The sequence below is a fragment of the Nocardia amamiensis NBRC 102102 genome (assembly GCF_001612745.1).
In the GTDB taxonomy this organism is placed as follows: domain Bacteria; phylum Actinomycetota; class Actinomycetes; order Mycobacteriales; family Mycobacteriaceae; genus Nocardia; species Nocardia amamiensis.
This window is the reverse complement of record NZ_BDBA01000334.1, coordinates 1-4,737: the sequence shown is the minus strand read 5'-3', so window position 1 is coordinate 4,737 and position 4,737 is coordinate 1. Positions and strand designations below refer to the sequence as shown.

Here is a 4,737-nt window from a genome sequence, read left to right as displayed (position 1 = left end):
CTGCCGATGCCGTGGGTGCGGTTCTGCGCGGCTGAGCTGAGTTTCTCGTCCGCCCCCCGGTGGGGTGTCCAGAGGATCGGCGCGCGGCGCATCGGCTGTGTCATGGACCGGGCTGCCCTGTCCTGCTGCTGGCTGGGTGGTAGGACAGGCCGGCGTACGAGGTGGCCTCTCTCATCCGCGCCCTGGCGGCTCGATCCAGCGGCGCGGTGTCCGAGGGCGGTGGGTGCAGCGGTTGTTCGCTCGCGCGACCCGCTTGCTGTTCGGTCGCCACGCCGGTGTAAGAACAGGGCATGCGACACCCGGCCAGTCCGATCCTCAACGCGCTGACCTACCTGCCGGAACGGACGATCACGCAGACCCCGGCGTTGCTGGGCATGGACTACACCGACCTGTCCGTGACCACCTTGGACGGGGAGGTCTTGCACGCCTGGTGGATTCCGGCGCGGGAATCGGCCGGGCACATCCTGTTCGCGCACGGCAACGCGGGCAATATCGGTGACCGGGTGCCGATCTTCGCGCTGCTGACCGAGGCGGGGTTCGACGTGCTGGCCTTCGACTACCGCGGCTACGGGCGCAGCACCGGAAGGCCCACCGAGCACGGCACCTACCTCGACGCACGCGCGGCGCGTGAGGCGCTGCTGGCGCAACCCGGTGTCGATCCCGATCATGTGCTCTACCTGGGTAAGTCGCTCGGTGGCGGCGTCATGCTCGAGCTGGCGCAGTATCACCCACCGGCCGGGTTGATGCTGATGTCCACGTTCACCGGGCTGCGCGACGCGGCTCGCTCGGTGTACCCGTTCCTGCCCGCGCCGCTGGTCCCGAATGCGTATCCGAACGAACGCCGCATCCGCGAGCTGCGCGCCCCGGTGCTGATCATGCACGGCGACCAGGATGAGCTGCTGCCGCCGCGGCACGCGGAACGGCTCTACGCCGCGGCCAGGGAGCCGAAACGGCTGGTCGTCTTTCCCGGTGCGGGGCACAACGACCTGATCACGGTCGGCGGCTCGGCCTGGTACGACCTGGTCCGGCACTGGGCGGGCAGTGTGGTCCGGCGGTGAGCCGGACACTCCGGTCGCCGCTGCGTAGCCTGGCGTCATGAGTGACAACAGCGATATCGCGGGCCGGTTGGCCGGGCTGTCCGACGCGGAACTGGCGGGCGTCCTGCTGGTCGCGACGGCGGGACGGCCGGGGTTCGCGGCGGTCCACGCGGCGCTGGTGGGGCTGCTCGAGTCGGGCGCCGAAGGCCGTGCGGCGGATGTGAATCCCGCCACGTCACCGGGGACGGTTCCGGTTCCTGGCCAGGCGCCGGGGGTATCCGGCCAGGTCGGAGGCGTTTCCGTGGTACCGGCGGTACCGGTACCGCCGTCGGGTATCGTCACACCCGCGGAGAGCGGTGGATATTCGGCCTCGGGCGTTCCTACTTTCGAGTCAGTTCGGGATAAGGTCGAGCAGCGCTTCAGCACCGCGCAAGGGATGAGCGAACTCGACCGGCAGACTCCCGCGGGCCGCGACGTGGACGAACAATGGCAGGCACGCGAGCAGGCCGCGCGGGAGCGCCTGGATCGGATTCGGAAATCGTTGCACGGCAACGACATCGACCCGGACCAGTCGTGATCCGGGCCGGGTGCGCCGGACGACGACTGTGATGGATGGATATCGATGAGCGAGCCGCGTGAGATCGCCGAACGGCTGCTGGACGCCCAAGTGGAATTCCTGCTCGCCGAGGTGACCGGCGACCGCTTCGCCGAGGTGATCGCACGCGACACCGAGGCCGTGCTCGCGGTCGCCGACACACTGGTCTTCCGGGACATCGTCGAGATGGAGCAGGCCAAGGAAACGGTCCGCACCGTCATCGAGCTGATCGGTGGTAGCCCGGTGCTCGCCGACATGGTGGGGGTGTTCGCCGATTCCATCTACGACCACATCGCCGCCAATCACGACTACACGCTCGGTGAGGTGGTCGAGCGCGAGCCGGTCGAGGCGCTGCTGGAGAAGATCTTCGGCATGCACCAGGCGCAGGAGCGCATCCTGGACCGGCTCACCGAGAGCCCGCTGGTGGCAGGAGTCGCCTCGAAGTTCGTGGACAAGCTGATCAACGACTTCATGCAGGCCAACCGGGAACGCGCCGAGAAGATTCCGGGCGTCTCCTCGCTCATGTCGCTGGGCCAGTCCGCCGCCAATCGGGCGAAGAAGGTCGCCGACAGCACCTTCGTCGGCGACCTCGCAGGCAAGGGCGCGCTGTTCGCGCTCAAGCGCACCAACAACGCGATCCGCGAGATGCTGCGCGACGCCCCGGTGCACGACGCCGCGATGGAGTTCTGGGACCTGCACGCCGACGAACCGGTCAGCGGGCTGCGCGAATACCTGACCCAGAAGGATCTCAACGAGCTGGTGCTGCTGTGCTACGAAATCGCCGTCACCACGCGCGAGAAGGAGTACTTCGGGTTGCTCGTGGACGAGTGCGTCGAGGTGTTCTTCACCAAGTACGGTGACTACACGCTGGCGGCCATGCTGCCCGAACTCGGCCTCTCCGGCGACGACATCGCCACGGAGATCCTGCGCTACGGCCCCGCGGTCATCGAAGGCGCGAAACGGGAAGGTGTGCTTGCCAGGCTTATTCGCGAGCGCCTCGAACCGTTCTACGCCTCCGACGCGGTGCGCGGCATTCTCGGCTCTGTCTGAGTTCCAGCGGCGCTGCGTGTTCGCGGCCTCTTCAGGCCGCGAATGGGGGACGGCGTGGGAGCCAGTGTGGTTGCTGGAGGCAGTAACCGTGGGATCGCCGAGCGCTGCTTTGTTGGCAGCGGGTGATCGGAAACCCGTTCGTTACAGCGGCAGTGCCGGGACGATCGCCTCGCCGACCTGCGCCAGCCGGTCGCAGGGACTCTGCCCGGCGTTCTTGTTGACCAGCGTCAGCTGCAGCAGCCCCTGCTTCGCGGCGAACAGCACGTCGCACATCTGATCCTTGGCCGCGCCCTCCACGCGGAACGCGCGGCCTGCGCGTCCGGCGATGGTGACGTCCTGGAATTCGACATTGCCCGGCTTGCGCTCGAACTCGGCCACGGTTCCGCTGGTGGCGAACACGCCGAGGGTGTAGTCGGCGCCCTTCCATCCGCAGATCTCCCAGCCGGGTTGCTTGACGCCGCCGACGCCGGCCTGTTCGGTAGTCGGGTCGAGTCCGGCTGCGGTCAGCGCGGTCTCGGGGATGCCGGTGCACGGATCGAACAGCTGGGCTTGCGCACCGCTGGCACTCGTGGCTTTCGTGCTGGTCGCGGCCGGTGACCCGGTGGATTCGCTGCCGCCACAAGCGGCTAGTCCCAGTGCAAGTGCTACCGCCAAGGGAACCAACGTGATTCGGTGCGCCATCCGCTCTCTTACCCTCCGGAGTGTCGGGCCGGACTGTATCAGAGCCGCGTTAGTGGGTTTGACGCCGGGCGAAGACGGGTACCACGCAGTGTGATTCGGCATCCAGCCCGGTGGGGATGGATGCCGCTTTTCCTCGCGCCCGGTAACCCTTCGTTGCCAGTGTGTTTAGAAGTCCGCACAGTGTCCGATTTGTCCGGTTTTCGCGTTGACAGTGGATAGGCGCTGTGAAAGTTTGCCCTTGTTTTCGTGCGCTCACCGCGGAGCGATCACGGCGGGGCAATCGGAGGAGCCAGGGTGGTGCGGTTACGTCGACGGCCGGAGAATTCCGGCGGCACACGGGCCGCCACGCCCGTCGCCCTCGTCGGTGAACGGCAGGCGTCCAGCAGCGGAATTGTGCGCCCGCGGACCATTCGGGGACAGTTGGCCCGAATCCTCGTCGTGTCACTGGTTCTGGTGCTCGCGTTGCTGGGCGCCCTGGTCGCACGGGAGGTCGACGCGTATCGCAAGAGCCGGGACACGGTTGCCGCGGTGTCGCTGGCCCTCGCGGTGCAGGACTTGGTGCATGAGACGCAGCGCGAGCGCGGTCTGACCAATGGCCTGCTCGGCGGCGACAGACGACTGCGGCAGCCGGTGGACGACCAGCGCGGCGCCGTCGACCGCGCGTTGCGCGACTTGCAGCAGGCGATGGCGAGCAATCCACCCGGCGCGGATCGGGTGCGCTCGGCCGCCCGGCCGCTGACCGACCTGGACTCGACCCGGTCCCGGATCGATGAGCTGCGTACGTCACGGCAGGCCGCCTTCCAGTACTACACCGACGCCATCGACGCGCTGAACCACCTGTCCCTCGGTCTCGACCAGGCGAGCGATCCCACGGTCCGGCACGGCCTGCAGGCCCTGTACGCGCTGGGCGAGGCCAAGGAGCAGACCGCGCGGGAACGCGGCTTCCTCAACGGGGTCTTCGCCGCCGACGAGTTCGGGCCCGGAGAGTACGTGCAGTTCCTCGACATCCGCGCGGCCAAGCTGGCCGGTCTGGCCGCGTTCGCCCGCGACGCCACCCCGGCCCAGCGGTCCCGCCTGGACGCCGCGCTGGACGGCGCCGACGCGGTCGCGGCGGGGGAGTCGGAGAACATCGCGATCGCATCCAGCGCGGGACCACTGGTGCGGCCGGTCGACCCGATCGTCTGGTGGACCCGGATGACCGCGGTGATCGACGAGCAGCGCACCGTGCAGCAGACGGTCGGCGCCGACGTGCGGCAGCGCGCCGACGTGTTGCGCCGCAAGGCCGCCGTCATCCTCGGCGCGTTCGTGCTCGCGGCGCTGGCCGCGATCGCGGTGCAGGTGGCGCTGGTCGTCGCCGCGGTGCGGGCGATCGTG

At 68.7% G+C, this 4,737-nt stretch carries 5 protein-coding genes; 4 read left to right on the top strand and 1 reads right to left on the bottom strand.

Annotated elements, in window-relative coordinates; all coding sequences use genetic code 11:
- The first annotated feature begins 290 nt into the window (after positions 1 to 290).
- From NA4_RS37140 to NA4_RS37130, 3 genes are read left to right on the top strand one after another with little or no spacing between them, the layout of a single operon-like run.
- Positions 291 to 1,058: an alpha/beta hydrolase gene (locus NA4_RS37140; protein ID WP_067480716.1), complete on the top strand. Its 768-nt coding sequence runs from the start codon at positions 291 to 293 to the stop codon at positions 1,056 to 1,058.
- A gap of 37 nt (positions 1,059 to 1,095) precedes the next feature.
- A complete protein-coding gene (locus tag NA4_RS37135) occupies positions 1,096 to 1,614 on the top strand; it encodes a hypothetical protein (protein WP_067480711.1) in 519 nt (172 codons plus the stop codon).
- Positions 1,615 to 1,659: 45 nt separating this feature from the next.
- Complete coding sequence (locus NA4_RS37130) at positions 1,660 to 2,682, top strand: hypothetical protein (RefSeq protein ID WP_067480707.1); 1,023 nt, start codon at positions 1,660 to 1,662, stop codon at positions 2,680 to 2,682.
- A gap of 141 nt (positions 2,683 to 2,823) precedes the next feature.
- Here the strand turns inward: NA4_RS37130 and NA4_RS37125 are convergent, their stop codons facing one another.
- Entirely contained in the window at positions 2,824 to 3,336 is a 513-nt protein-coding gene (locus NA4_RS37125) for a DUF3558 domain-containing protein (protein WP_169811209.1), read from the bottom strand.
- Between the two features lie 465 nt (positions 3,337 to 3,801).
- Between NA4_RS37125 and NA4_RS37120 the strand changes: the two genes are divergently transcribed.
- A partial coding sequence (locus NA4_RS37120; RefSeq protein ID WP_245671777.1) for a nitrate- and nitrite sensing domain-containing protein occupies positions 3,802 to 4,737 on the top strand: 936 nt, incomplete at its 3' end.

Coding starts and splice junctions, on each gene's coding strand:
- NA4_RS37140 (WP_067480716.1), top strand. CDS start 291: ATGCGACACCCGGCCAGTCCGATCCTCAACGCGCTGACCTACCTGCCG.
- NA4_RS37135 (WP_067480711.1), top strand. CDS start 1,096: ATGAGTGACAACAGCGATATCGCGGGCCGGTTGGCCGGGCTGTCCGAC.
- NA4_RS37130 (WP_067480707.1), top strand. CDS start 1,660: ATGAGCGAGCCGCGTGAGATCGCCGAACGGCTGCTGGACGCCCAAGTG.